General features: G+C 70.3%; 16 protein-coding genes and 1 pseudogene. 14 read left to right on the forward strand and 3 right to left on the reverse strand.

From position 1 onward, the window contains the following. Positions 1-133 precede the first annotated feature (133 nt). Positions 134-2,764: a valine--tRNA ligase gene (locus CG723_RS16830; protein WP_100594208.1), complete on the forward strand. Its 2,631-nt coding sequence runs from the start codon at positions 134-136 to the stop codon at positions 2,762-2,764. A 106-nt stretch (positions 2,765-2,870) separates the two neighbouring features. Here CG723_RS16830 and CG723_RS16835 read toward each other — a convergent pair whose 3' ends face one another. Together CG723_RS16835 and CG723_RS16840 are read right to left on the reverse strand one after the other, a co-directional pair. After that, positions 2,871-3,515: a hypothetical protein gene (locus CG723_RS16835; RefSeq protein WP_100594209.1), complete on the reverse strand. Its 645-nt coding sequence runs from the start codon at positions 3,513-3,515 to the stop codon at positions 2,871-2,873. A 117-nt stretch (positions 3,516-3,632) separates the two neighbouring features. Beyond that, the gene (locus CG723_RS16840) at positions 3,633-4,631 is read right to left on the reverse strand and encodes a rod shape-determining protein (RefSeq protein WP_100594210.1); all 999 of its coding nucleotides are present in this window, start codon (positions 4,629-4,631) and stop codon (positions 3,633-3,635) included. A 133-nt stretch (positions 4,632-4,764) separates the two neighbouring features. Here CG723_RS16840 and folC point away from each other — a divergent pair, with 133 nt between their 5' ends. The 10 genes from folC to CG723_RS16890 all read left to right on the forward strand — a co-directional run bounded on the left by folC (position 4,765) and on the right by CG723_RS16890 (position 17,194). Beyond that, positions 4,765-6,276 carry a bifunctional tetrahydrofolate synthase/dihydrofolate synthase gene (folC, locus tag CG723_RS16845; RefSeq protein ID WP_100594211.1) on the forward strand — a complete coding sequence of 504 codons (1,512 nt, stop codon included), beginning with the start codon at positions 4,765-4,767 and terminating at the stop codon, positions 6,274-6,276. 6 nt (positions 6,277-6,282) lie between these two features. Then, positions 6,283-6,636 (forward strand): DUF4233 domain-containing protein, encoded by a 354-nt coding sequence (locus tag CG723_RS16850; RefSeq protein ID WP_100594212.1) that lies wholly within the window; start codon positions 6,283-6,285, stop codon positions 6,634-6,636. Between the two features lie 49 nt (positions 6,637-6,685). Continuing rightward, positions 6,686-7,099, forward strand: a complete 414-nt coding sequence (ndk, locus tag CG723_RS16855) for a nucleoside-diphosphate kinase (protein ID WP_100594213.1) — start codon at positions 6,686-6,688, stop codon at positions 7,097-7,099. A gap of 315 nt (positions 7,100-7,414) precedes the next feature. Next, positions 7,415-8,434, forward strand: coding sequence for a rod shape-determining protein (locus CG723_RS16860; protein WP_059131610.1), 1,020 nt, complete (start codon positions 7,415-7,417; stop codon positions 8,432-8,434). Between the two features lie 145 nt (positions 8,435-8,579). Continuing rightward, entirely contained in the window at positions 8,580-9,527 is a 948-nt protein-coding gene (gene mreC / locus CG723_RS16865; RefSeq protein ID WP_100594214.1) for a rod shape-determining protein MreC, read from the forward strand. A gap of 12 nt (positions 9,528-9,539) precedes the next feature. Next, positions 9,540-10,214, forward strand: a complete 675-nt coding sequence (mreD, locus tag CG723_RS16870; RefSeq protein WP_100594215.1) for a rod shape-determining protein MreD — start codon at positions 9,540-9,542, stop codon at positions 10,212-10,214. A gap of 46 nt (positions 10,215-10,260) precedes the next feature. Continuing rightward, positions 10,261-12,441, forward strand: coding sequence for a penicillin-binding protein 2 (mrdA, locus tag CG723_RS16875; protein WP_100594216.1), 2,181 nt, complete (start codon positions 10,261-10,263; stop codon positions 12,439-12,441). 6 nt (positions 12,442-12,447) lie between these two features. Continuing rightward, positions 12,448-13,644, forward strand: coding sequence for a rod shape-determining protein RodA (rodA, locus tag CG723_RS16880; protein ID WP_100594217.1), 1,197 nt, complete (start codon positions 12,448-12,450; stop codon positions 13,642-13,644). Between the two features lie 72 nt (positions 13,645-13,716). Next, positions 13,717-15,213 carry a CYTH and CHAD domain-containing protein gene (locus CG723_RS16885; protein WP_100594218.1) on the forward strand — a complete coding sequence of 499 codons (1,497 nt, stop codon included), beginning with the start codon at positions 13,717-13,719 and terminating at the stop codon, positions 15,211-15,213. A 49-nt stretch (positions 15,214-15,262) separates the two neighbouring features. Then, positions 15,263-17,194, forward strand: a complete 1,932-nt coding sequence (locus CG723_RS16890; protein WP_100594219.1) for a TIGR03960 family B12-binding radical SAM protein — start codon at positions 15,263-15,265, stop codon at positions 17,192-17,194. A gap of 64 nt (positions 17,195-17,258) precedes the next feature. Here the strand turns inward: CG723_RS16890 and CG723_RS16895 are convergent, their stop codons facing one another. Further along, the gene (locus CG723_RS16895) at positions 17,259-20,390 is read right to left on the reverse strand and encodes a phosphocholine-specific phospholipase C (protein ID WP_100594220.1); all 3,132 of its coding nucleotides are present in this window, start codon (positions 20,388-20,390) and stop codon (positions 17,259-17,261) included. Between the two features lie 104 nt (positions 20,391-20,494). Between CG723_RS16895 and CG723_RS16900 the strand changes: the two genes are divergently transcribed. The 3 genes and pseudogenes from CG723_RS16900 to CG723_RS47565 form a co-directional block, all read left to right on the forward strand. Beyond that, positions 20,495-22,030 (forward strand): hypothetical protein, encoded by a 1,536-nt coding sequence (locus CG723_RS16900; protein WP_234374343.1) that lies wholly within the window; start codon positions 20,495-20,497, stop codon positions 22,028-22,030. Positions 22,031-22,076: 46 nt separating this feature from the next. Next, positions 22,077-22,883, forward strand: coding sequence for a TIGR03936 family radical SAM-associated protein (locus tag CG723_RS16905; protein ID WP_100594221.1), 807 nt, complete (start codon positions 22,077-22,079; stop codon positions 22,881-22,883). Positions 22,884-23,119: 236 nt separating this feature from the next. After that, positions 23,120-23,611: pseudogene (locus tag CG723_RS47565) on the forward strand (Rne/Rng family ribonuclease); the annotation flags it as partial.

Here is a 23,611-nt window from a genome sequence, read left to right on the forward strand (position 1 = left end):
GACCGTGTGTGGGGAACCCAGGGCCGTATCGGTGCCATGTTGTTGAAAGGTTGTGCCAGACGGCCGGGGCGGCCGCCACGTCGCGCGGGAATCCGGTTTCGGGGCACCCCTGCCGCGCCTCTAAACTGGGCCCGTGACCGAGAACACTCAGCAGCAGAATCCAGCGCCCACCACCGAACTGCCGACCCAGTACGCGCCGGCCGAGGTAGAGGGGGCGCTGTACGAGCGCTGGGTAGACCGGGGTTACTTCACCGCTGACGCGAACAGTGAGAAGGAGCCGTACACGATCGTCATCCCCCCGCCGAACGTCACGGGCGCGCTCCACCTGGGCCACGCCTTCCAGGTCACGCTCATGGACGCCCTCACACGCCGCAAGCGCATGCAGGGTTACGAGACGCTGTGGCTGCCCGGCATGGACCACGCCGGCATCGCGACCCAGAACAAGGTCGAGCAGCAGCTCGCCGAGGAGGGCAAGTCCCGCCAGGACCTGGGCCGCGAGGCGTTCACCGACCGCGTGTGGCAGTGGAAGGACGAGTACGGCGGCCGGATCCTCGGCCAGCTGCGCCGCCTCGGCGCGGGCCTCGACTGGTCGCGTGAGCGCTTCACGATGGACGAGGGTCTGTCGAAGGCCGTCCAGACCATCTTCAAGAACCTGTACGACGACGGGCTCATCTACCGCGCCGAGCGCATCATCAACTGGTGCCCGCGCTGTCTCACGGCGATCTCGGACATCGAGGTCGACTACCAGGACGACGACGGCGAGCTCGTCTCGCTGAAGTACGGCGAGGGCGACGAGACCGTGGTCGTCGCCACGACCCGCGTCGAGACGATGCTCGGTGACACCGCCGTCGCCGTGCACCCCGACGACGAGCGGTACGCGCACCTGATCGGCAGGCGCATCAAGCTGCCGCTCACCGACCGGACCATCCCGGTCGTCGCCGACACGCACGTCGACCCCGAGTTCGGCACCGGCGCCGTCAAGGTGACGCCCGCGCACGACCCGAACGACTTCGCGATCGGCCAGCGGCACGACCTGGAGTCCATGACGATCATGGACGAGCGCGGTGTCATCACCGTGCACGGTCCCTTCCAGGGCCTCGACCGCTTCGAGGCGCGTTCCGCGATCGTCGCCGCCCTGCGCGAGCAGGGCCGCGTCGTCGCCGAGAAGCGCCCGTACGTCCACTCCGTCGGCCACTGCTCGCGCTGCAAGACCACCGTCGAGCCGCGCCTGTCGCTGCAGTGGTGGGTCAAGGTCGACACGCTCGCCCAGGCCGCCGGTGACGCGGTCCGCGACGGGCGCGTCGCGCTCCACCCGAAGGACATGGAGAAGCGCTACTTCGACTGGGTCGACAACCTCAACGACTGGTGCATCTCACGCCAGTTGTGGTGGGGCCACCGGATCCCCGTCTGGTACGGGCCGAACGGCGAAGTCGTGTGCGTCGGCCCCGACGACCCGATCCCCGGCACGGAGGCCGAGGGCTGGACCCAGGACGAGGACGTCCTCGACACCTGGTTCTCGTCCGGCCTGTGGCCGTTCTCCACGCTCGGCTGGCCGGAGAAGACCCCGGACCTCGAGAAGTTCTACTCGACCGACGTCCTGCTGACCGGCCACGACATCATCTTCTTCTGGGTCGTCCGGATGATGATGTTCGGCCTGTACGCCATGGAGGACCAGGTCCCGTTCAAGACCGTCGCCCTCACCGGTCTCGTCCGCGACGAGTTCGGCAAGAAGATGTCGAAGTCGAACCCGAACGCGGTCGACCCGATCGACTGGATGAACGCGTACGGATCGGACGCGGTGCGGTTCACGCTGGCCCGCGGTGCCAACCCGGGTGCCGACGTGCCGATCGGCGAGGACTGGGTCCAGGCCTCCCGTAACTTCGCCAACAAGATCTGGAACGCGACGCGCTTCGCGCTGATGAACGGCGCGACGGTCGAGGGCCCGCTGCCGGCGCCGGAGGAGATGACGGCGACCGACCGCTGGATCCTGTCCCGGCTCAACAAGACGGTCGCCGAAGTCGACGCCTTCTACGACGACTTCCAGTTCGCCAAGCTCTCCGACGCCCTCTACCACTTCGCGTGGGACGAGGTCTTCGACTGGTACGTCGAGCTGTCGAAGACGACGTTCTTCGAGGGCGGCGAGCAGGCGAAGGTCTCCGGCCGCGTGCTCGGCGAGGTCCTCGATGTGACGCTGCGTCTGCTGCACCCGATCGTCCCGTTCGTCACCGAGACGCTGTGGACGACACTGACGGGTGGCGAGACGCTCGTGATCGCCGAGTGGCCCAAGGACAGCGGCTTCCGTGACGCCGCCGCCGAGAGCGAGATCGAGACGCTTCAGCAGGTCATCACCGAGGTCCGGCGCTTCCGTGCCGACCAGGGCCTGCAGCCCGGTCAGCGCGTGCCGGCCCGGCTCGACCTCGGGGGCACCGCGCTCGCCCCGCACGAGGCCGCCATCCGGCAGCTTCTGCGGCTGCAGCCCGAGGGCGACGCGTTCTCGGCCACCGCGACTCTGCCGGTCGCCGGTGCGCAGGTCGCGCTCGACCTGTCCGGCACGATCGATGTGGCGGCCGAGCGCAAGCGGCTCGCCAAGGATCTGGCCGCCGCCGAGAAGGAGAAGGCCCAGGCCACGGGCAAGCTCGGCAACGAGGCGTTCCTCGCGAAGGCGCCGGACGCCGTCGTCGACAAGATCCGCGGGCGCCTCGCCAAGGCGGACGAGGACATCGCCCGTATCCAGCAGCAGTTGGAGCGGTTGCCTCAGGCCTGACGCGTCCGACGTGCCTGATGTGTGATGAAGGCCCCCCGGGATCCTCTTGGTTCCGGGGGGCCTTCGCGTTTCTCCGGGTGCCTGGAGCCTTATGTACGCAGGGGCTTCATGCGCGCAGCCCCAGGCGTTGCAGCTCCGCGTCCGCCAACGCGTCCAGGACCACAGGGTCCGCCTCTCGCCAGCCCTTCGCGAGGGAGCCGGGGCCGGGATCCGGGGGGACGTCCAGGTCCAGGTCCGGGTCCACGCCCGGGTCCGGGTCCTGGTCCGGGGTTCCGCCGGGCGCGGCCGGGAGTAGTTCCGCCGTCGCCGCCAGTTCGTCCAGCGGGCGCAACAGCGCTCTCAGCGCCAGCAGTTCACGGCCGTCCTCCGTCGAGGCCAGCTCCTGCGCTGCCGCAGCCTGGCGCGTCCAGCGGATGCGGCGGGGCAGCCACACCGTGAGCATCAGGCCCACCGGGATCACGAAGAGCGCCACCGCGCCCAGGACCGCGAGCGCCTGCGCGGCCGCGGGGCCCTGCGGGGCCGGTGCCGCGCTCACGATCCGGTCGCCCGCGTGGGCCACGCCCCGCAGCGCTCCGTCCACCGAGCTGCCGAGGAGCGGGATACGGGGGCGGCGCTGGGCAGGCTGGGATGCCAGCTGTGCCAGCTGGTGCGCCGCCAGCGCCGCCGCTGCCCACAGCGCGATCCACAGCAGGGCGGCGCCGTCGCCCAGGAGTTGGAGTGCGCGGCGGCCGGGGTTGTGTGCGTACCACATGGTTCGATTGGACCTTCCCGGTACGGGGGTGGGGGCGCACCGCGCCGGGGGGTCTCCCGGCGTCCCCGGTTCGGGTCAGCCCTTTGTGGCCCCCACGCACCTTTCCGTTCGGGCCACTTACGCCGCCGTGAGCAGGCGCTGGAGCGAGTCGAAGTCCTCCGCGCACTTGCCGCAGCCCAGCGCCACGCTGTCCAGCGGGGCCTCGGCCGGGAAGACCGGGATACCTGTGGCCTCGGTCATGCGCAGGTCCAGGCCCGGAAGCAGCGCGCCGCCGCCCGTCAGCACGATGCCGTGCTCCATGACGTCACCGGAGAGCTCCGGCGGGCACTCCTCGAGGGTCGCCCTGAGTGCCGAGACGATCGCTTCGACGGGGGAGTTGAGGGCTTCCCGGATCTCCTGGGTGGTGAGCGTTGCGGTGTGGGGGAGGCCTGCCAGTCGCTGGCGGCCTCGTACCGTGAAGGTGCCGGTTTCGGAGAGTTCCTCGGCCGGGGCCGCGGAGCCGATGGCCAGTTTGACCGCCTCTGCGGTGCGTTCGCCGATCAGCAGGCCGTGTTCCTTGCGCACGTGGTCCGTGATCGCGACGTCCATGCGGTCGCCCCCAACACGTAGGGACTGTGCGGTGACGATGCCGCCCAGCGAGATCACCGCGACCTCCGTGGTGCCGCCGCCGATGTCCACCACCATCGAGCCGCGCGCCTCGGCCACCGGGAGGCCCGCGCCGATCGCCGCGGCCATGGGCTCCTCGATGACGTGGACCGCCCGGGCCCCGGCCCGCTGTGCCGCGTGGACGATCGCCCGGCGCTCCACCGGGGTGACTCCGCTGGGGACACAGATGACCATGCGGGTCCTGGGGCGGCGGCCCGGGACCGCCTTGCGGACGAAGTGGCGGAGCATCTCCTCCGCCGCCTCGTAGTCGCTGATCACACCGTCGCGAAGGGGACGGATCGTGGTGATGGACCCCGGGGTCCGGCCGAGCATCTCCTTGGCCTCCGTGCCCACGGCGACGGTCGTCTTGTTCTGTTTCAGCGCCACTACCGAGGGCTCATTGAGCACGATCCCCTTGCCCCGTACGTAGAGAAGAGTGTTGGCGGTGCCGAGATCGATGCCTATGTCCATGATCGCCAAGTTTGCAGGGCGATGCTGTGGTCCGGAGGGACCAAGGTCCCGAAACGGACGGGCCGAAAGTCCATAACCTGCCGGGTGGGGTGCGGGCCGGGCCGCGCCGGCGGTTCTCCGTAGACTGGCTTGTGTGAGTGAGCTCCCCCCGCGCGACAGCGGCGAATCCGACGGCTTCGACGACATCGTGGACGCCGAGACCGAGCGTGACCCCGATCTGGCACTGATCGAGGCCGGCAGTCGTACCCTCCGCACGCAGGGGGGTGCTCCGCAGGGGGACGGCGTGCCCGCGCGGCCGCAGGACCCCGAGGTGGCAGAGGCCCTGCGAGAGGTCGAGACCGAGCTCGCGGGGCGGTGGGGCGAGACCAAGCTGGAGCCCTCCGTCTCGCGCATCGCCGCTCTGATGGACGTGCTCGGCGACCCGCAGCGCGCCTATCCCTCGATCCACATCACGGGGACGAACGGCAAGACGTCCACGGCCCGCATGATCGAGGCGCTTCTCGGCGCATTCGAGTTGCGTACGGGGCGTTATACGTCGCCGCACGTCCAGTCGATCACCGAGCGCATCAGTCTCGACGGCGCGCCGATCGACTACGAGCGGTTCATCGAGACCTATCGGGACATTGCCCCGTACGTGGAGATGGTCGACCAGAAAGAGGAATTCCGGCTTTCCTTTTTCGAGGTGCTCACGGGGATGGCGTACGCCGCCTTCGCCGACGCGCCGGTCGATGCCGCCGTCGTCGAGGTCGGGATGGGCGGCAGCTGGGACGCCACCAATGTGATCGACGCGTCGGTCGCCGTCGTGACGCCCATCGATCTGGATCACACGGACCGGCTGGGCTCCACCCCGGGTGAGATCGCCCAGGAGAAGGCCGGGATCATCAAGCAGGGCGCCACGGTGATCATGGCGCAGCAGCCCGTCGACGCCGCTCAGGTGCTCCTGAAGAAGGCCGTCGACGTGGACGCGACCGTGGCCCGCGAAGGGCTCGAGTTCGGCGTCGTCTCCCGCCAGGTCGCCGTGGGCGGGCAGCTGCTGACCCTGCGCGGGCTCGGTGGCGAGTACGACGGGATCTTCCTTCCGCTGCACGGTGCCCACCAGGCGCACAACGCGGCCGTCGCGCTGGCCGCCGTCGAGGCCTTCTTCGGGATCGGGGCCCAGCAGGCCCGGCTCCTCGACCTGGACACCGTCCGCAAGGCCTTCGCCGGCGCCACCTCGCCCGGCCGGCTCGAGGTCGTGAGGCGTTCGCCCACCGTCGTGCTCGACGCCGCGCACAACCCCGCCGGCGCCCGCGTCACCGCCGAAGCCATCAGTGAGGTCTTCGACTTCAGCCGGCTGGTGGGTGTCGTGGGAGCGAGCGGCGACAAGAACGTGCGCGGGGTGCTCGAGGCCTTCGAGCCGATCTTCGCCGAGGTCGTCGTCACCCAGAACTCCAGCCACCGCGCGATGGGCGCCGACGAGCTCGCCGCCATCGCGGTCGAGGTTTTCGGGGACGAGCGCGTGCAGGTCGAGCCCCGCCTCGACGACGCTCTCGAGGCCGCCATCACGCTGGCCGAGGAAGAGGGCGAGTTCTCCGGCGGCGGCGTGCTCGTCACCGGCTCCGTGATCACTGTCGGCGAGGCCCGGCTGCTGTTGGGGAAGGGCTGATCCGCCGTGCGCGTGCTGTGTTCATCGACCCTGATCGGTGAGTTCTTCGTCATCGGCTTCGCCGGGCTCGTCGCCATGAAGGACCGCGACCTCTCGGGCGGCGTCGTGTGGGGCGTGTGCGGGGTCGCCATGCTGCTGTCCGTGCTGCTGTGCGGGGCGCTCGGGCGGCGCGGCGGCATCGAGCTGGGGTGGGTGCTTCAAGCGGCGCTCGTCGCCAGCGGGTTCGTCGTGCCGATGATGTTCATCCTGGGTCTCTGCTTCGCCGGGCTCTGGTGGGCCTCTGTTCACTTCGGCCGCAGGATCGACGAGGCCAAGGCCAGGTGGGCCGCCCAGGCCGAGGCCGGAAGTAACACCGCGTAGCCGTGCCCGGTATCGTGCGGGCATCCCACGAAGATTTTGGAGCCGCACCATGAGTCAGCGCACCCTTGTCCTTCTCAAGCCCGACGCCGTCCGCCGCGGACTCGTCGGCGAGATCATCGGCCGCATCGAGCGCAAGGCCGGCTGGACGATCAGCGCGCTGGAGCTGCGGAACCTGGACCAGGACACCCTGGAGCAGCACTACGGCGAGCACAAGGGCAAGCCCTTCTACGAGCCGCTGGTCGCCTTCATGGCGTCCGGGCCCGTGGTCGCTCTCGTCGTCGAGGGCGAGCGGGTCATCGAGGGTGTGCGTCAGCTGGCCGGCCCGACCGACCCGATCGCCGCCGCGCCCGGCTCCATCCGCGGCGACTTCGGCACCATCGTGCGCGAGAACCTGATCCACGCCTCGGACTCGGAGGAGTCGGCCGAGCGCGAGCTGAAGATCTTCTTCCCTGGACAGGTGTAGTCCGGTCCGTGAGACCGTAAAGTTCTTTTTCTGACGCCGCGTCAGTGACGGAGCGCTGCTGAACAGGGGCGGCCGGAGAAATTCGGCCGCCTTTTGGCATATGCGCCCCCATCGGGGGAACGCGACACTCCGTCGGCACGTCCCCAATAGCGGAGCGGGGATTCATCTGCTGACAATGGCGAAGACCCTCGCGCCGTGTTCGTGCAGGCGAGACTACGATGTAAGCCTCCACGCCACTCGCACCCACCTCGCCTACCTAACAAGCCATCAAACGCTCCACTTGGGAAGGCCAGACGAATCCTGATGGGGAACTCAATGTCGTTCATCGGCCGTGACATGGCTGTCGACCTCGGGACCGCCAACACGCTGGTGTACGTCAGGGGTCGCGGGATCGTACTCAACGAGCCGTCCGTCGTCGCGATCAACACCAACACCGGCGGCATCCTCGCCGTCGGTGCCGAAGCCAAGAAGATGATCGGCCGCACGCCCGGCAACATCGTCGCCGTGCGACCGCTGAAGGACGGCGTGATCGCCGACTTCGAGATCACCGAGCGTATGCTCCGCTACTTCATCCTGAAGATCCACAAGCGGCGCTACCTCGCTCGTCCCCGTGTCGTGGTGTGTGTGCCCTCCGGCATCACCGGAGTCGAGCGCCGCGCGGTCATCGAGGCCTCCTCGCAGGCCGGTGCCCGCCAGGTGCACATCATCGAGGAGCCCATGGCCGCGGCCATCGGCTCCGGCCTCCCGGTCCACGAGGCCACGGGCAACATGGTGGTCGACATCGGCGGCGGCACCACCGAGGTCGCGGTGATCTCGCTCGGCGGAATCGTCACAGCACAGTCCATCCGGGTCGCCGGGGACGAGCTGGACAACGCGATCATCCAGCACATCAAGAAGGAGTACTCGCTGCTTCTTGGTGAGCGGACTGCCGAGCAGATCAAGATCACGATTGGCTCCGCGTACGACCTCGACTCCGACGAACACACCGAAATCCGCGGGCGCGACCTCGTGTCCGGACTTCCGAAGACCGTCGTCATCTCGGCCGCCGAGGTGCGCAAGGCGATCGAGGAACCGGTCAACGCGATCGTCGACGCCGTCAAGACGACCCTGGACAAGTGCCCGCCCGAGCTGTCGGGCGACGTCATGGACCGGGGCATCGTGCTCACCGGCGGCGGCGCCCTGCTGCGCGGCCTCGACGAGCGGCTGCGCCGTGAGACCGGCATGCCGATCCACATCGCCGAGGACCCCCTCGACAGCGTGGCGCTCGGCTCCGGCAAGTGTGTCGAGGAGTTCGAAGCGCTCCAGCAGGTGCTGGACGCCCAGCCGCGCAGATGACCTGACGCGAGACGTCCGCCGTACGAGTGCCTGCCACTTCGTACGGCGGATCGTTGATATATAGGCAAGGCGTAAGAATTCCCCATAACCTGCGGTACCTCAGGGTTTCCGCAGAATCCGATTGAGGAAGGCACGGCCGCCGCACGTGAGGGACACACGAGAGAGCCGGCTGCTCCTGGTGCTGCTGATCGCCATCGCGTTCGCACTGATCACGGTGGACATCCGCGGTGGGGAGGACTCGCCGGTCGACGGTGCCCGCCGGGCCGCCGCCACGGTCTTCGGCCCCGTGGAGAACGGCGTCTCCAGCGCAGTCGACCCGATCGGCAACGCCATAGCTGCCGTCAAGGACTCCGGTGAGCGGCACAACCGCGTCAGCGAACTGGAGCGCGAGAACGCCGCCTTGAAGGCGAAACTCGGCAGCGACGACCGCAACCGAAGCAAGATCCGCCAGCTCGACTCCATGCTGAAGACGGCCGGCGCAGGGCAGTACGGCATCAAGGGGGCCCAGGTCATCGCCATAGGAGCAGCCCAGGGTTTCTCCTGGACCGTCACCATCGACGCCGGTGCCAACGACGGCCTCAAGCGCGACATGACCGTCCTGAACGGGGACGGGCTCGTGGGGCGCGTCACCACCGTCGGACCGAACACCGCGACCGTCCTGCTCGCCAACGACCCCGACTTCACCGTCGGCACCCGCATGGAGCGCACCGACGAGCTCGGCTTCGCCTCCGGACAGGGCGACCGCCCGCTGCGCGTACAGCTCCTCAACGGCAAGGCCGAGATCAAGAAGGGCGACCGTCTGGTGACCTTCGGGTCCCAGGCCGACAAGCCGTTCGTGCCCGGCGTGCCGGTGGGGCAGGTGGTGCGCGTCGATCCGTCCGGCGGCGACCTGACCCGGACGATCTATGTGAAGCCGTACGTCGGATTCACCAAGCTCGACGTCGTCGGCGTGGTCGTGCAGGCCCCGCGCACCGATCCGCGCGACGAGGTGCTGCCGTCCAAGCCGGCCAAGCCCAAGCCGACGCCCACCGTCACCGTCACGGCCACGCCGTCCGGGACCCCGGCCGACGCCAACGGCATCGACGAGCAGTAGGAGCTGGATCTCATGCGCTTCAACCGGTTGCTGCTCTCCGCCCCCCTGGTGATCGTCGCCCTGGTGGTCCAGGTGTGCGTACTCGCCCGTCTCCAACTGCCCGGCGCCGTGCCGGACCTCGTGCTCCTGACCGTCGTCGGCCTCGCCCTCGTGTACGGCCACGTCGGCGGCGCGTTCATCGGGTTCGGCGCGGGTCTGCTCGCGGACCTCGCGCCGCCCGCCGACCACGCCGCCGGGCGCTACGCCCTCGTGCTGTGCGTCGTCGGCTACCTCGTCGGTCTCGCCAAGCCGGACAACGGCCAACTCAGGTCGGCCTTCGGCCCGATGGTCGTGGTCGTCGCTGCGGCTGTCGGCTCGACCCTGCTCTACGCGGTCGTCGGAGCCCTCGTCGGTGACACCGCCGCCCGCCATGTGGGCATCGGCAGCCTGCTGTTCACGGCCGCGCTCTACGATCTGCTCCTCGCGCCGTTCACCGTCCCGTTCATCATCGCCCTGGCCAGACGCGCCGAGAACGATCCGCTCGCCGATTCCTCGCCCGGCGCCGGCAAGGCGACCGACGTCACCGCGGGCTGGCTCTCCTCCGGCACGGGCCTGCGCATCGGCAACCAGCGCGGCGGACTCCGCCTGAAGACCGCCAGGGCGCGCACCGCGCGGGCCGGTCGCATCAAGGGGGTCAAGCGCCTGTGACCGCCGCGCACATCACCACGTACACGCACTGAGAGGGGGAGGCAGCATGACCAACATTCCCGAGACCGGGCGGACCCCACGCGTCCAGATCCGGCTCGTCATCCTCCAGATCCTGGTCCTGTCCCTCCTGCTCACCCTCGGCGGCCGCCTCTGGTACCTCCAGATCCGCAACGGCGCCGAGTACGCCAAGGAGGCCTCCGGCAACCACGTCCAGCAGGTCGTCAGCCCCGCCGTGCGCGGCTCGATCCTGGACGCCCGCGGTGTGCCGATCGCCGACAACGAGACCCGCCTGGTCGTCTCCGCGTCCCGCACGGACCTGATGAAGATGCCCGACGACGGCAAGGCCGTACTGGCCAAGCTCGCCGACGTGCTGGGGATGAAGTCCAAGGACGTCACGGAGAAGGTCCGTCTCTGCGACGCCAAGACGCCGCAGCCCTGCTGGAACGGCTCGCCCTACCAGCCCATCCCGATCACGGACGAGGCCACGCCCAAGCAGGCCCTCCAGATCCGCGAGCGCTCCGAGGACTTCCCCGGCATCACCGCCGAGCCCGAGGCCGTACGCCGCTACGCGGGGCCGGGCGGCTCCAACACCGCGCAGGTCCTCGGCTATCTCTCGCCCGTCACCGACGCCGAGATCGAGAAGGCCAAGGACACCTCGTCGCCGTACCTGCGCTCCGACCAGGTCGGCCGCTCCGGCCTCGAGCGCACCTACGACAAGGAGCTGCGCGGCAAGGCCGGCGTCACCCGCTACGAGGTCGACAACCTCGGCCGCGTCATCGGGCGCGCCAAGAGCGACGAGGCCGAGCCCGGCGCCAACGTCGTCACCTCGATCGACGCCCGCGTGCAGGGCGTCGCCGAGCGCGAGCTCAACGAGGCGATGAAGACGGCCCGCCAGCAGTTCGACAAGATCACCGGCGAGAACTACAAGGCCGACTCCGGCGCGGTCGTCGTCATGGAGGCCAAGACCGGCCGGATCGTCTCCATGGCGTCCGCACCGTCGTACGACCCGAACGTCTGGATCGGTGGCATCTCCGCCAAGGACTACAAGCAGCTCACCGGCAAGGGCTCCGACTACCCGCTGCTCAACAGGGCCATTCAGGGTCAGTCCGCGCCCGGTTCGACGTTCAAGGTGATCTCCACGGCCGCCGCAGCCGAAGCCGGCTACAAGTGGGACGGCGACTACCCCTGCACCAGCTCCTACTCGGTCGGCGGCCAGGTTTTCAAGAACTTCGAGGGGGAGAACTTCGGCCCCATCTCTCTCGGCCGCGCGCTGGAAGTCTCCTGCGACACCGTCTTCTACGGCCTCGCCGACCGGGAGTGGAAGAAGGACGGCGGCATCAACCCGAAGGGGACCCCCAAGGACTACTTCTACAAGGCCGCCCACCAGTTCGGCCTCGGCAAGACCACCGGCATCGACCTTCCCAACGAGGTCACGGGCCGCGTCCCCGACCGCCAGTGGAAGAAGGCCTTCTGGAAGGCCAACAAGGACAGCTGGTGCAAGACCGGCAAGAAGGACGGCACCTACGTCGAGAAGATCGCCTACGAGAACTGCCTCGAGGGCAACAAGATGCGCGAGGGCGACTCGATCAACTACTCCATCGGCCAGGGCGACACCCTCCTCACGCCGATTCAGGAGGCCATGATCTACGGGGCCCTCGCCAACGGCGGCACCGAGTACGTCCCGACCATCGGCAAGGCGATCATCAGCGCCGACGGCAAGACGGTCAGGGAGATCAAGCCCAAGGTCAAGGCCAAGCTCCCGATCACCAAGGCGACCCACAAGGGCATGGACGACGCCCTCGCCGGCGTCGTCACCCGCGGTACCGCCGCCTGGAAGTTCGGCGGCTGGCCCCAGGACAAGATCCCGCTGCACGCCAAGACCGGCACCGCCGAGGTCTACGGCAAGCAGACCACGTCATGGCTGGCCACGTACTCCAAGGACTACTCGGTCATCATGACGATCTCCCAGGCCGGTACGGGCTCCGGAGCCTCCGGTGAGGCCGTCCGCAAGATCTACAACGCGCTGTACGGCGTCGCCGCCGACGGCACGATCGACAAGAAGAAGGCCCTGCTGCCCGAGCCGGAGAAGAACCTGCCGAAAATCCAGCGGGACGGCTCGATCGACGCACCGACCATCAAGCCCTACAAGCCCGCCGAGCCGAGCCCGTCCCCCGAGCAGGAACTGGCGGCGGTCATCGGCACCCCGGTCACCGGAAGGCGGGACTGACGCACCATGGCTGGCACCAACGGCTTCTCCGTCTCCGGGTACGGCCCCGAGCGCTCCACCCTCGCCCGGCTCATGGCCAGGGACTCGGTGCTGCGCCGCCTCGACTGGCCGATCCTCCTGTCGTCGCTCGCCCTGTCCCTCATCGGCTCGGCGCTCGTCTACTCGGCGACCCGCAACCGCACCGTGATCAACCAGGGCGACCCGTACTTCTTCCTGTTCCGGCACCTCATGAACACCGGCATCGGCTTGGCCCTGATGATCGGCACGATCTGGCTCGGCCACCGCACCCTGCGCACGGCCGTGCCGATCCTCTACGGCGCCTCGGTCTTCCTGATGCTGCTGGTGCTGACCCCGCTCGGCGACACGATCAACGGACAGCGCAACTGGCTGTCCGCGGGCGGAGTGTCGCTCCAGCCCGCCGAGTTCGCCAAGATCACGATCATCCTGGGCATGGCGATGCTGCTGGCCTCACGGGTCGACGCGGGCGACAAGCAGTACCCCGACCACCGCACGGTAGTGCAGGCGCTGGGCCTCGCTGCCGTCCCGATGCTCGTCGTGCTGCTCATGCCCGACCTCGGCACGATCATGGTCGCGGCCATCATCGTGCTCGGTGTGCTGCTCGCCTCCGGCGCCTCCAACCGCTGGGTGTTCGGCCTGCTCGGCGCGGGTGTGCTGGGCGCGATCTCCGTCTGGCGGCTGCACATCCTCGACGAGTACCAGATCAACCGCTTCGCCGCGTTCGCCAACCCGGCGCTCGACCCGGCCGGCGTCGGCTACAACACCAACCAGGCCCGCATCGCGATCGGCTCGGGCGGCCTCACCGGCACCGGCCTCTTCCACGGCTCCCAGACCACCGGCCAGTTCGTCCCCGAGCAACAGACCGACTTCGTCTTCACCGTCGCCGGCGAGGAACTCGGCTTCGCCGGAGCCGGGCTGATCCTGCTCCTGCTCGGCGTCATCCTGTGGCGCGCCTGCCGCATCGCCCGCGAGACGACCGAGCTCTACGGCACGATCGTCGCCGCCGGAATCATCGCCTGGTTCGCCTTCCAGACCTTCGAGAACGTCGGCATGACGCTCGGCATCATGCCGGTGGCGGGCCTGCCCCTGCCGTTCGTGTCGTACGGAGGATCGTCCATGTTCGCCGTCTGGGTGGCGATCGGGCTGCTCCAGTCGATCCGCGTCCAAAGGCCCATGTCGGCGTAGGGAAGAGCCCGGTTTGCCGACGGTCTGCCACTGGGTCTGCCCAGAATCCGGATTCGCGACTAAATTCGGTTCATGGCGGAGACGAAGCGCGAGATCGAGCGTAAGTACGAGGCGCCTGTGGCCGACGAGGGCTTCGGGCTGCCGGATCTGAGCCGTGTCGCCGGGGTCTTCGCCGTCATCGACAAAGGCGTCGTCGACCTCGACGCCGTCTACTACGACACGGCCGACCAGCGCCTCGCGGCCGCCGCGATCACGCTGCGGCGCCGCACCGGTGGCGCCGACGCGGGCTGGCACCTCAAGCTCCCCGTCTCCCTCGCCGAGGGCGTACGGGACGAGATCCGGGCCCCGCTCTCCGACGACGTGCCCCGCGACCTCACCGGCCTCGTGCGCTCCCGGGTGCGCGAGGCCGATCTCGTACCCCTGATGCGGCTGCGCTCCTCGCGCGACGTCCACGATCTCACCGGCGCCGACGGCGCGCTCCTCGCCGAGGTCAGCGTCGACGGTGTACGGGCCGAGCGGCTCACCGGCGGAGCCGGCGCCACCTCCTGGACCGAGATCGAGGTCGAGCTGGCGGACGGCGGCGACCCGGCGTTCCTCGGCAAGGTCGAGAAGAAGCTCCGCAAGGCCGGGGCGAGCCGCTCGGCCTCCTCGTCGAAGCTCGCGCGGGCCCTCACGGAGACCGGCATCGGCCCGCGCCCGCCCCGGCCCGCAGACGACCCCGAGACCCCCGCCGACCACGTCCTCGCCTACCTCAGGGCTCAGCGCGACGCGATCGTCGACCTCGACCCCGCCGTCCGGCGCGACCTGCCCGATTCGGTGCACCAGATGCGCGTAGCCACGCGCCGGCTGCGCAGCGCGCTGCGCTCGTACGGCAAGATCCTCGACCGGGCCGTGACGGATCCGATCGGCGACGAGCTGAAGTGGCTCGCCGGTGAGCTCGGTCTCGACCGCGACCAGGAGGTCCTGACCGAGCGGCTGAGCGCGGCCCTCGACGAACTGCCGCGCGAGCTGTCCACCGGCCCCGTCCGCAGCCGGCTGCGGACCTGGTCGCGGGCCCGGGGCTCCGGCTCGCGCCGCCATCTGATCGCCGTACTCGACGGCAAGCGGTACCTCGCGCTCCTGGCCGTCCTCGACGCACTCGTCGACGCGCCCCCGCTGCGGGCGAAGCAGTCGAAGAACGCCCTGGCCAAGGCCGTGAAGAAGGACTTCAAGCGGCTCGCGGGACGTGTCGACGAGGCGCTCGCCGAGGATCCCGGCCCGGCGCGCGACCACGCCCTGCACGACGCCCGCAAGGCCGCCAAGCGCACCCGGTACGCGGCCGAGGTCGCCGCGCCCGCGCTCGGCGACCGGGCGAAGGACGTCGGCAAGCACGCGAAGGCGATCCAGTCCCTGCTCGGCGAGCACCAGGACAGCGTGATGGCGCGCGAGGCGCTGCGCGACCTGGCGGCGCAGGCCCACGCGGCGGGGGAGAGCTCCTTCACGTACGGGCTGCTGTACGGGCGCGAGGAGGCGCTCGCCGAGCGGGCCGAGGCGGAGCTGCCGCCGCTGTGGGCGAAGGCTGTCTCCTGACCGAGTTACGCTAGACAGTCATCCCTGTCAGCTCACGAAGGTCCCGGGTATGCCTGCCGAAGCCGCAGAGTCGGTTTTTCCACAGCTCGAAGCTTTGCTCCCGCATGTGCAGAAGCCGATCCAGTACGTGGGCGGTGAGCTCAATTCCACCGTCAAGCCGTGGGAGAGCTCCGACGTCCGCTGGGCGCTGATGTACCCGGACGCCTACGAGGTCGGGCTCCCGAACCAGGGCGTCATGATCCTCTACGAGGTGCTGAACGAGCGCGAGGGCGTCCTCGCCGAGCGCACCTACAGCGTGTGGCCGGACATGGAAGCGCTGATGCGCGAGCACAAGGTGCCGCAGTTCACCGTGGACTCGCACCGGCCGCTCAAGGCGTTCGACGTGTTCGGGCTCTCCTTCTCCACCGAGCTCGGCTACACGAACATGCTCACGGCCCTGGATCTCGCCGGCATCCCGCTGGCGGCCAAGGACCGCACGATCGACGACCCGATCGTCCTCGCGGGCGGCCACGCGGCCTTCAACCCCGAGCCGATCGCCGAGTTCATCGACTGCGCCGTCATCGGTGACGGCGAGCAGGCCGTCCTCGACATGACGGAGATCATCCGCGCCTGGAAGGCCGAGGGGTGCCCCGGCGGCCGCGAGGAGGTGCTGTTCCGCCTCGCGAGGACGGGCGGCGTCTACGTCCCCGGGTTCTACGACGTCGAGTACCTGCCGGACGGCCGCATCGGCCGCGTCGTGCCGAACAGGTCCGGCGTGCCGTGGCGCGTCAGCAAGCACACCGTCATGGACCTCGACGAGTGGCCGTACCCGAAGCAGCCCCTCGTCCCGCTCGCCGAGACCGTCCACGAGCGGATGTCCGTCGAGATCTTCCGCGGCTGCACCCGCGGCTGCCGTTTCTGCCAGGCCGGCATGATCACGCGCCCCGTGCGGGAGCGAAGCATCACCGGCATCGGCGACATGGTCGAGAAGGGTCTCAAGGCGACCGGCTTCGAGGAGGTCGGCCTGCTCTCGCTCTCCTCCGCGGACCACTCCGAGATCGGTGACATCGCGAAAGGTCTCGCCGACCGGTACACCGAGGACAAGATCGGCCTGTCGCTGCCGTCGACCCGCGTGGACGCGTTCAACGTCGACCTGGCGAACGAGCTCACGCGCAACGGCCGCCGCTCCGGCCTGACCTTCGCCCCCGAGGGCGGCTCCGAGCGCATGCGCAAGGTCATCAACAAGATGGTCTCGGAAGAGGACCTCATCCGGACCGTCGCGACGGCGTACGGCAACGGCTGGCGCCAGGTGAAGCTGTACTTCATGGTCGGCCTGCCCACCGAGACCGACGAGGACGTCCTGCAGATCGCGGAGATGGCGGCGAACGTCATCGCCAAGGGCCGTGAGGTCGCGGGCAACGACATCCGCTGCACGGTCTCCATCGGCGGGTTCGTGCCCAAGCCGCACACGCCGTTCCAGTGGGCCCCACAGCTGTCGTCCACCGAGACGGACGCCCGCCTGGAGAAGCTCCGCGACAAGATCCGCGGTGACAAGAAGTACGGCCGTTCCATCGGCTTCCGCTACCACGACGGCAAGCCCGGCATCGTCGAGGGCCTGCTCTCCCGCGGTGACCGCCGCATCGGCTCCGTCATCCGCGCGGTCTACGAGGACGGCGGCCGCTTCGACGGCTGGCGCGAGCACTTCAGCTACGACCGCTGGATGGCCTGCGCCGAGAAGACGCTGCCCGAGTTCGGCGTGGACGTCGACTGGTACACGACGCGTGAGCGCACGTACGAGGAGGTCCTGCCCTGGGACCACCTGGACTCGGGCCTCGACAAGGACTGGCTCTGGGAGGACTGGCAGGACTCGCTCGACGAGACCGAGGTCGAGGACTGCCGCTGGACTCCGTGCTTCGACTGTGGCGTGTGCCCGCAGATGGACACGCACATCCAGGTCGGCCCGACGGGCAAGAAGCTGCTGCCGCTGACCGTGGTCAAGTAGCTTTCGAACAGCGGGAGTTGAGGGGCCGGGACGCCGATGGCGGCGTCCCGGCCCCTCACTCATGTCACGCCGTGATCGGCTTGTCGTCCACGCGGACGTGGTCGACCGCCCAGAACCAGTTGTTGCCCGCGTCGTACATGCGGAACTTCAGGGTGACCGACTTCGCGCCCGCGGGCACCGCGAGTTCCTTCGTCACGAAGGTGTTCTCGGCGTCGTGGCCCGCGTTGTCGTTGCCCGTCGCGTCGGCGCTGTAGTAGAGGAGACGCGTCTCCTCGCCCGTGTCGAAGACCGCCGTCACCGCCGCCTTCTGCGGGGCCTCCTGGCGGTAGTGCGAGTCGAAGGCGACGTACAGCTTCGGCGTACCGGACGGGACCGGGACCGCGGGGGAGACCAGCGTCGAGTCGAACGTGCCCTTCGTCGACGGCGATCCCGTGTCGTCCCAGTCGTCCGGGTCGGCGACCGCGACGACGCCGAGCGCACGGCCGAAGCTGCCCCGGTCCTGACCCCCGGGTGACCAGGCCCGCTTGGTGTGGAACGTCCAGCCCTGGAGGCGGGCGGTGCCCCGCGGCATACCGGCCGCGTTCACCACGGACCAGTCCTTCGGGGCCTTCGCCGTCCAGCCGACGACGCCCGAGACCGGCTCCAGCGCATCCGCCACCGACTCGAAGTCCTCGCCGAGCAGATGGCCCGCCATGGACGGGGCGGTACGCGCCGAGACCTCGCCGTCGGCCAGGACGAACCGCTCGCCGGACCGGCCCCGCGCCGTCACAAGCAGCCGGTACGCGGCCGTGCCCGACAGCGCCTCCGGGACCTGCACCTCCCACTCGGCGGTCGCCGACGCGCCCGCCGCGAGCGAGGCGGGCGGCGCCGAAACCGCCTTCACCGCCCAGCCCTTGGGCACCACCGGGTGCGCCTCGATCGCGGACACGGCGGTCGTCGCGTCGAACCGTGCGCGCACGCGGGCGGCCTTGCCGGGGACCAGGATCGCCTCGTCGATCGTGGTCGACGCCGCCTCCAGGGACACCGTGACGCCGAGCGCGTCGGGCAGGCCCATCGCGGGGTCGGTGACGCCTTCGAACTTGCCGGGGACCCGGCCCGCGTACCGGCGCAGGAAGCCGGGCTCGTCGCGGACGGTGACGGCCACGTCGTACCAGCCCTCGCGCGGCACGCGGATCCGGACGGTGCGGTGCGCGCCCGCGCCGACGCGGAACTCGCGGGTGCCGCCGCCGTAGGCCAGGTCACCGACGAGGAACGTGCGGGTGGTGCGGGCGTGGTTGGTGAGCTCGACGTCGGCGTCGCGGCCGTCGTCGGCGAGGTCCAGGTGCGCCTCGTACGAGCCCGCCGCGTCGCCGCGCAGCTGCCACAGGGCGCCGTTCGGCCCGTGGACGCGCAGGTCGTAGCCGTTGTCGCCGGGGCTCCACACGTCGGACAGCTTCGACTTGGGGCTCAGCGTGTAGTGCTTGGGCGCGATGCCGGGCTCGGGGTACACCGCGAGGACGGCGCCCTGACGGCCGTGGTTGGCCAGGTCGAGGGTGACCTTGCCGCCGCGCACGCGGGGCGTGACCCGCAGGTCGTACGGTGTGGGGCGGGCGGTGCGGCTGCCGCGCTGCTGCTCGGGCAGGAGCTGCGGTCTGGGCACGGTGGGCGCGGGCAGCTTGCCGGTGTCGGTGACCTTCTGGCGGTTGCCGCTGGTGTCGGGCAGCGTGGGCCACGACGGGTTCTTGCCGGAGAAGTCGAAGACGTCGGTGAGGTCACCGGTGACCTCGCGGCGCCAGGGGCTGATGTTGGGCTCGTGCACCCCGAAGCGCTTCTCCAGGAACTGGATGACGGACGTGTGGTCACACACCGTCGATGCCACGGCGCCGCCGCGCGTCCACGGCGACACGACGATCATCGGTACGCGCATGCCGAGCCCGAGCGGGAAGGGCCCCGCCGCCTTCGTCTCACCGGCGGGCAGCGTGTCGGACCAGGTCAGCGACCCGTCGGCACCCTTCACGCGGTACTGGCCCTGCTGGTTGACGGGCCGGTAGAAGGACGAGCTGCCCTTGTTGACCCGCACCACGACCTCGCCGTCGGGCGTCACGGTCGACCGGCCGCGGCCCTCGGCGACCGGCGGCACGGGCGCGACCAGATGGTCGTAGAAGCCGCCGTGCTCGTCGTAGTTCAGGATGAACGCGGTCTTGGCGAAGACCTCGGGGCTGTCGGCGAGCGCGGACAGCAGACGCGCCGTCAGATCCTCCCCGTGCGGCGGCGCGTAGCTGGCGTGCTCGGACAGCGCGGCCGGCGCGACGAGCCAGGAGACCTGCGGCAGCGTGTCGTTCTTCACGTCCTCCGCGAACGCGGCGACCAGCGCGTCACCCATCGCCCACGGGTCGTTCGTCTGCGCCGGGTTGCCGACCTTCCTCATGCCCTTCTCGTACAGCGCCTCACCGGGCTTGGCGGCACGGAAGGTGTTGAACCAGGCGAGCGCGTTGTCGTCGAAGTTCTCCTGCGCCTGGTACGTCTTCCAGGAGATCCCCGCCGCCTCCAGCCGCTCCGCGTACGTCGTCCACTCGAAGCCGGGCTCCTGGTTGTCGATGACGGCGATGTCGCGCACCGTGCCGCCGCTGGTGCCGGTCATCAGGTGCTCGCGGTTGGGGTTGGTGCTGGTCTCGGTCGAGCAGTAGTAGTGGTCGCAGATGGTGAAGACCGAGGCGAGCGCGTTGTAGAAGGGCATGTCGGCGGGCTCGTAGTAGCCCTGGCCGAGCCAGCCGCTGCCGCGTCGGGTGACGTAGCCGTCGGCTATGCCGTCGTTGCGGGCGTTCATCGAGTCGCCGAACCCGAAGGCGGCGGCGCCCTGCTGGTACGCGCTGGTGTGCGCGGCGTTCATCGCGAACGGCGCGAGCCAGCCCTCCGCGCGCGACGGGTCGGGCTGGTGGAACACGGGCTTGCCGTTGATCCCGCGCACGGCGGCGCGGTCACCGAACCCCCGTATCCCCTGCATCGTGCCGAAGTAGTGGTCGAACGACCGGTTCTCCTGCATGAACACCACGACGTGCTGGATGTCCTCCAGCTTGCCGGGCCTGCCCGGCGCGGCGAGCGCGGTGCGCAGGCTCAGCGGCAGCGCGGCCAGCACACCGGCGGCCGCGGCGCCGCCGATGAGGGTGCGGCGGGAGAGTTCGGGTCTGTCCTCGGGGTGCGGCGAGCTCGTGCTCATCGGCGGTGTCCTCCAACGTCCTTCTGCAAGCGGCCTGTTTGGCCCAGACCCGTTATGAATACGAGATAGAAGTGGCCGGGGCCAGAGGTGTGCGTGAAGTTCCCATGACGTGGATCCGTATGCCGCGCTCCGGCGTCTGTGAAGGCATGGACTGGGAAAAGCACCCGACGCCCGCGGAGCACGCGACCGCCGAACGCCCGCCCGAGGGCTGCCTCGTGGCCGCGATCCGCATCCCGGTGCGCATCGTCGTCCTGGTCCTCGTCGTACCGATCCGCCTGGCTTGGGACGCGGTCGCCGCCGGCGGTCGTGTTGTCTGGCGTCGCGGCCTCGTCCCACTGGCCCGCGCGTTGTTCGTGGTCCCGTGGGAGTGGCTGTGGCGACGCGTACTCGCCCCGGTGGCACGGGAGGTGGGCGCCGCCCTGACGTGGCTCGGCGGGGCGCTGTTCGTGTGGCCGTGGGTGGCGTTGTGGGGGTACGTGCTGGCTCCGGTCGGCCGGGCGGTCGCTGTCGCGTTGAGGTGGCTCGGCGGGGCGCTCTTCGTGTGGCCGTGGATTGCTCTGTGGCGCTATGTCCTCGCGCCGGTCGGGCGCGGGGTGCGGGCCGTCGCCCTGTGGGTGTGGTGGAAGGGAGTCGTCGCCTCGGTCGCCTGGTGGTACCGGAGCGTGATGACACCGGCCGGGCACGGGATCGCGTGGCTGGGGCGGGGTTTTTGGGCGGGCCTCGCTTTCGTGGGCCGGGGGATTGGACGTCTCGCCTCTGTCGTCCGGTCCGGGGTTGTCGGGGTGGGGCGCGGGATCGCCTGGCTGGCGCGGGGCCTGGCGGTGGTGGGCCGCGCCCTGGGAGCAGGAGTCACCGCCCTGCTGCGCGCCCTCGTCGTCGTCCCCGCGGTGTGGTTCTACGCACACGCCCTGGCCCCATTCGGGCGCGGCACGGCGGCCGCCGTCATCTGGCTCTCCAAGGCCCTCTTCGTGTGGCCCTGGGTCTGGCTCCACGCCCACGCGCTCGCACCCGTAGGACGCGCAACTGCTCTTCTGTTCAAGCTGGTTGGGGCCAGTCTCGCCCTCGCCGGCCGAGCGCTCGGCGCGGGACTCGCATGGCTCGGCCGGGGCGTGTGGTCCGGGCTCGCGTGGCTCGGGCGCGGGATCTGGGCCGTCGTCGTCACCCTCGTACGGTGGATCTTCGTCGTGCCCGCCGTCGCTCTCCGGCGCTGGGTTCTCGTGCCCGTCGGGCGCGCCGTCGTCGTCCTCGTACGGGAGACCTGTGACGCGCTCGGGCACGCGTGGCGTGTCGCCGGACACGTCTCCCGGGCCGTCGGCCGGCTCCTCGGCCGGCTCCTGCGGTGGATCTTCGTCGACCCGGTGCGCTGGGCGTACCGCACTGTGTGCACCCCGCTGGGGCACCTCGTACGGGACTCCGTATGGCGGCCCGCGGCCCGGGCGGTCAAGGACGCGGGAGCCGCCGCGCGCCAGGCCCTCGCGGCGGCGCGGGAGAGCGTGCGCCAGGCAAGGGCCGACGTCCGCAGGGCGCTCTTCGGAGCGAAACGGGCGGAGCCTCAAGCGCTGGTCAAGGACCGGCGGGAACCTGGCGCGCCTCAGGCACGTACTCTAGGTAGCAGTACGACCGCACTCACGAAGGACTAGAACACTGGGCAAGCGACAGCCCGAAGGCCCGCCGCCCGCACCCGCGGTGCAGCGCATCCGACTGCGCTACACCAAGCGCGGCCGCCTCCGGTTCACCAGCCACCGTGACTTCCAGCGCGCCTTCGAGCGTGCGCTGCGCCGCGCCGAGGTGCCCATGGCGTACTCGGCGGGGTTCACGCCGCACCCGAAGGTGTCGTACGCCAATGCCGCACCCACCGGCACGGGCAGCGAAGCCGAGTATCTGGAGATCGCGCTCACCGAAGCGCGCGATCCGGAAAAGCTGCGCGAGCTTCTCGACGAGTCGCTCCCCACCGGGCTCGACATCATCGAGGCCGTCGAGTCCCGCACCTCGGGCCTCGCCGACCGGCTCACCGCATCCGTCTGGGAGCTGCGGCTCGACGGCGTCGAGGCCGCTGAGGCCAAGGCCGCCGCGGACGCGTTCGTCGCGGCGGAGGCCGTCGAGGTCCAGCGAAGGACCAAGAACGGGATGCGGACGTTCGACGCCCGCGCCGCCGTCGTGAGCCTCGAGGCCGTCGAGGCCCCGCAGGCGCACGAAGACCGGGCTGATAGGCCGACCGACAAGGCCTGTGCGATACTGCGCCTGGTTGTTCGGCACGTGACGCCTGCCGTTCGACCCGACGACGTCCTGTCCGGTCTCCGAGCTGTGGCCGACCTGGCGCCGCCGGTCCCCGCAGCGGTGACCAGGCTGGCGCAGGGGCTTTTCGATGAAGAGACCGGCACGGTGACCGACCCGCTCGCGCCCGACCGCGAGGCAGTCGAGGCCGCACCTCCCGCAAGCGGGGGGAGCGCCGCAGCTGCCGCCGCGACGGCGCCGGTGCCAGGTTCCGCGTAAGGACGGTCGTCAAGCGCCGCCCTCGTACTCGGGAGCCACCTGGGTCGGGCAGCGCACGAACCCAAGGACTTTCGCCAGGCCGTACGCACACATGGCGTACGGAACCGGCGAGAACAGACAGAGAGCTCCCGTGCGGCGCCCGCGCCCCGGACGGCGGCACCGCGCATGAACGCGCGAGCCGCGGACGTCACCGGACCAGGCGCGGCGCCCGGGAGCCTGACGGGAGATCCACCCGCATGCTTGAGCCGACCGAACCCACTGAGACGTCGTCGTCCGGTGGAACCGACAACAACAGCCCCAGCGACACCCTGCCGCCGCGCCGCCGGCGCCGTGCGGCCTCGCGACCCGCGGGCCCGCCCACGGGTGCCGCCGCTGACACCACCCAGGCCGTGACGGCCGCCGCCGACCCCGTCGCCGACGAGGCCGAAGAGACCGAGGCAAGCGCGGCCGCCGAGGCCCCCGCGCAGGACGCCGCACCCGCCGGGCGCCCGCGCCGGCGCGCCACGCGCCGCGCCTCCGCGCCCTCCGGCGCACCCAAGACTTCCGACGCAGCCGAGAGCGCCGAGGCCGAGCCCGCTGCCGCCGCCGCGCCCGCTGTCGCCGCAGAAGAGACCGCCCCCGAGCCGGAGGCCGCGCCCGCCGGGCGCACCCGTCGCCGCGCCACGCGCCGCGTCTCCGCCCCCGCCGGTACCCCCGAGCAGGCCGAGGCTCCCGCCGTGACCGAGCCC

This window comes from Streptomyces sp. CB01635, assembly GCF_002803065.1.
GTDB lineage: Bacteria > Actinomycetota > Actinomycetes > Streptomycetales > Streptomycetaceae > Streptomyces.

Bases quoted from the DNA above. Each gene is read 5' to 3' on its own strand.
- CG723_RS16835 (WP_100594209.1), bottom strand. From the start codon at position 3,515: ATGTGGTACGCACACAACCCCGGCCGCCGCGCACTCCAACTCCTGGGC.
- CG723_RS16840 (WP_100594210.1), bottom strand. From the start codon at position 4,631: ATGGACATAGGCATCGATCTCGGCACCGCCAACACTCTTCTCTACGTA.
- ndk (WP_100594213.1), top strand. From the start codon at position 6,686: ATGAGTCAGCGCACCCTTGTCCTTCTCAAGCCCGACGCCGTCCGCCGC.
- CG723_RS16860 (WP_059131610.1), top strand. From the start codon at position 7,415: ATGTCGTTCATCGGCCGTGACATGGCTGTCGACCTCGGGACCGCCAAC.
- mreD (WP_100594215.1), top strand. From the start codon at position 9,540: ATGCGCTTCAACCGGTTGCTGCTCTCCGCCCCCCTGGTGATCGTCGCC.
- mrdA (WP_100594216.1), top strand. From the start codon at position 10,261: ATGACCAACATTCCCGAGACCGGGCGGACCCCACGCGTCCAGATCCGG.
- rodA (WP_100594217.1), top strand. From the start codon at position 12,448: ATGGCTGGCACCAACGGCTTCTCCGTCTCCGGGTACGGCCCCGAGCGC.
- CG723_RS16885 (WP_100594218.1), top strand. From the start codon at position 13,717: ATGGCGGAGACGAAGCGCGAGATCGAGCGTAAGTACGAGGCGCCTGTG.
- CG723_RS16890 (WP_100594219.1), top strand. From the start codon at position 15,263: ATGCCTGCCGAAGCCGCAGAGTCGGTTTTTCCACAGCTCGAAGCTTTG.
- CG723_RS16895 (WP_100594220.1), bottom strand. From the start codon at position 20,390: ATGAGCACGAGCTCGCCGCACCCCGAGGACAGACCCGAACTCTCCCGC.
- CG723_RS16900 (WP_234374343.1), top strand. From the start codon at position 20,495: ATGACGTGGATCCGTATGCCGCGCTCCGGCGTCTGTGAAGGCATGGAC.